Source organism: Rhizobacter sp. P3_B12 (assembly GCF_056402895.1).
Map to the genome: position 1 here is coordinate 1 of NZ_JBFUGN010000623.1, position 3681 is coordinate 3681.

Genomic DNA, 3681 nt, shown 5'->3' on the forward strand with positions numbered 1-3681 from the left:
ATGCTGTACGGCGCGCTGTGCTGCTTCATCGCGGCGCTGGCCGGCGGGCAGCCGATGGCGCTGCCGGCCGTCGCGTCGTGGTGGATCGCGCTGCCGACGCCCGACAGCAGCACCGCGCCGACCGTGAACAGCGCGCCCAGGGTGGTGCCCGCCGCATCGCGCGCCTGGCCGAACTCCGGCCAGAAGACGAGGGCGACGCCGGCCAGCCCGAGCAGGCCGCCGGCGACGAAGCGCGGAGAGACCGCGACGCCGAACAGCCAGCGTGCGCCGAGCCCGGTGATCAGCGGCGAGGCCGAGTAGCTGACCGCGACCAGCCCCGACGGCAGCAGCCGCTCGGCGTGGTAGACGCACAGGTACGACACGCCGTACAGGAACATGCCCTGCAGCGCGAACCAGACGTGCTGGCGCGGCGCGAAACGCAGCGAGATGCCGCGCGCCGCGGCGAACGCGAGGATCACCGCGCTGGCCAGCGCGAAGCGCAACGCGACGCCGAACTCCGGCGTCGTGACGCCGACCTGGTACGTGATCGCATGCCAGGTCGTGCCCCAGGTCAGCACGCAGGCGGCGAACAGCTGCCAGTTGCGAAGGCGCGCCACGTCAGGCGCCGCTCAGAAACGGATGCTCGCGCTGCCCGCCAGCCCGCTGCGCAGCCCGCACTCGATGCCCTCGACGATCACCGCGTTCATGCCGAAGGTGATCTTGCCGTCGAGTCGCTCATCAGCGCGGTAGGTCGACAGCGTGTCGCCCGGCTCGTGCCCCGGCTCGCCGGTCTCGGGGTCGACGTTCGGGATCGGGCAGCGTGGGCAGGGCTTGACCAGGCGCAGCCGCACCGGCCCCTCGGGCGTGTCGAAGCGGATCTCGTCGAGGAAATCCTCGCCGTGCGCGTCCAGCCCGTCGAGCACCAGGTTCGGCCGGAAGCGCGCCATCGTCACCGCGGCCACGTCCTTGCGTGCGAGGCGCTCGTTCAGCTCGTCGAGCGAGGCCTGCGAGACCACCAGCAGCGGAAAGCCGTCGCTGAATGCGTTCTCGGCATCGATGTCGCCGCTCCACTGCTTGCTCGACAGCCGCTTCTGCTCGGGGTCGAAGCGCGCCAGGCGCAGCGGGAACTTCACGTCGCCGTTGCCCTGCACCGCCAGGAAATCGCTGAACCATTGCGCCGCCAGGTCGCCCATGTCGTAGGCCGCGACGGTGTCGTTCCACACGGTGACCTGGCGCGGCGCCTCCACCGCATCGAGCGCCAGGTGCAGCGCCAGCATGCCGGGCGCGCGCAGCACCAGCTCGGTGTGCTTCAGCGTCGTGCGGATCAGCGCCATGCGCGGCAGTTCGCGCTGGCTCACGAAGCGGCCGGCGGCATCGACCACCATCCACGCGCGGTCGAACTCGAGCCCGGTCTCGATCAGCAGCGATTCGTCGAGCGCCACGCCGGCACAGCTCTTCACCGGGTACACGTGCACGCTGCGCAGCGTCACCTGCACATCCCCTTCCGCCAGCTCGCTCACTTGAACAGCCCCTTCAGCTTGTCTTTCAGTTGGTCCTTGGTCGACGGCTGCGGCCCCGAGGCCGCGCCGCTCGCCGCCGACGGCAGGCCGAGCTTGCCGCGCAGGCTTTCCTTGAGTYTCTCCTCGGCCTTGCCGGTGACTTCGCTCTTCAGCACCTGGGCGGCGATCTGCGACCACTGGATCTTCCAGTCGATCGCGTCCAGCGGCCCGGTCAGCAGCACCGGCACGGTCACGCCCTTCAGGGCCGCGAGGTCGGCGCCGTCCTGGCCCTTCGTGGTGTTGGCGACCGTGGCACGCGCGGTGTAGTCGATGCGGCTGCGGCCGATGTCGACCATGCCCGAGCCGTTGAGCCGCAGGAACGGGCTCTTGGCATCGAGGTCGGCGTTGCGCGCGATGCCGTCGGTGATCACGAAGCTGGCCGTCAGCTCCGAGAAATCGGTCTTCTCGGCCACGTTCGATTTCTGCGCGCTGTCCTGCTTCATCGACAGCGCCGCCTTGGCCTGGCGCAGGCTCTTCGCGAGGTTGATGCCCTTGATCGCGCCATCACGCAGCTGCAACGCGGCGGTGCCTTTCAGCCGTGCCTTCATCTCGTTGACGCTGCGCCCGGCCGTTTCGATGTCGGCGACCACGCGGCCGGTGCCTTCGAGGATGTCCTTCTTCGCGACATCCTTCAGCAGCGTGTTGACGTTGACGCCGGTGGCCGTCGCCTTCACCGCGACGCGGCTTGCGCGCGCATCGGCGAACGCGGTCGCGTCGAGCACGCCGCCCCAGGTCTTGCCGTACAGCTTGCTGACGCGCAGCATGCCGCCCTGCAGCGAGGCATCGAGCGCGGCGTCGCTGACGCGGTAGGTCTGGTACGCGAAGCTGCCGATGCGCAGGCTGAATTCGCCCTGCAGCGCGCGCAGCGGCGACAGGTCGACGGGGGTGTCGGCGGCCGGCTTCTCGGTGGCGGCGGGCGCCGGGGCGGGTGCCGTGCTGGACGGCGGCAGCAGCCGGTTCAGGTCCAGCGCCTCGAAGTTGGCCGACGCCTTCACGGTGATCGGCGTGCCGGCCAGCGTGACGGCGCCTTCGCTGCGGAACGGGTTGGCGTTGATCTGCCCGGCCAGCGTCCAGTGCGCCGCCTGCGGCGATGCGTCGGCCTTGCCGCGCATGTCCAGCACCAGCGGCTGCAGCGACGGTTCCTGGATCTTCAGCTGGGCGGCCAGCGCGTCGAGCGCGAAGGCACTCTTGGCCGGTTGCAGCTGCAGGTCGGCGCGCACCGTGCCGGCCAGCTCGCGCTGGCCGGTGTTGCCAGGTCCCGTGCCCTTCATGCTGCCTTTGAACGTGGCCTCGAAACCGGGCACCTTGACCATGTCGAAGCTGCCGCCCGGCGCCGCCGACTTGAAGCTCGCATCGACCGCCGTCGGGCCCTCGAGCGACAGCTTGCCGCTCAGCGCGCTGCCGGTCAGCGCCTCGCCCTTCACGTTCAGCTCGGGCCAGTCGAGCGTGGCCGACAGCGGCTGGCCGCCCTGCGTGCCGGCCAGCTTGACCTGCAGCGCATTGAGCGACAGGTTGCGCGCCGCCGGGTCGAACGCGAAGTGCTTGATCTGCACCCGGCTGCCCGCCAGCTTCAGCGAACCGAGCGTCGCGCCGAGGCCGAGGTCGAGGTCCTGCGCGTCGAGCGTGCCGCGCTGGCCGTCGTAGCCGAGCGCGCCCTGGATCTTCACGTCCATCGCCTGCACGCCGAACGCATCGCCCTGCCAGCCGAGCTGCATGTCGCGCAGCTTCACGCCCTGCTGCGCGAGCAGCAGCGTCAGCTTGGTCTCGCCGCTCAGCCGGCCCTTGACGGCCGGCGCCTTCATCGCCAGCTCGGCCTGCAGCTTGACCGGCGACTCCACCTGGTCGGCCAGCCGGCCGGTGTGCAGCGAGTTCAGCGTGACCTCGCCGGAGAGCTGGTCGCGCTCGTCGCGCAGGCTCAGCCGCAGGTCGTCGAGCTGCACGCTGCTGACGTCGAAGCGCAGCGGCGCGCCCGAGGCGGCGGCCTGGCTGGCCGGCGATGCCGGGGAGCCCGGCGGCGGCGCGTCGCCGGCGAGCAGGTCGTCGATGTTGGTCTTGCCCTGCGCATCGCGCCGGTACACCAGGCGCAGGCCGCGGGCGCTGACGGGGTCGACCACCAGCTGCCGGCGCAGCAGCGGCAGCACAG

At 71.0% G+C, this 3681-nt stretch carries 3 protein-coding genes; all 3 read right to left on the bottom strand.

The annotated features are described in order from the left end of the window. Positions 1 to 596 (bottom strand): DMT family transporter (locus AC1D01_RS24910; RefSeq protein WP_477871129.1); only part of this gene is annotated, 596 nt, incomplete at its 3' end. 12 nt (positions 597 to 608) lie between these two features. Further along, entirely contained in the window at positions 609 to 1499 is an 891-nt protein-coding gene (locus tag AC1D01_RS24915) for an MOSC domain-containing protein (RefSeq protein WP_477871131.1), read from the bottom strand. Further along, the coding region (locus AC1D01_RS24920; protein WP_477871133.1) for an AsmA family protein at positions 1496 to 3681 on the bottom strand (2186 nt) is incomplete at its 5' end. The genes AC1D01_RS24920 and AC1D01_RS24915, both read right to left, overlap by 4 nt.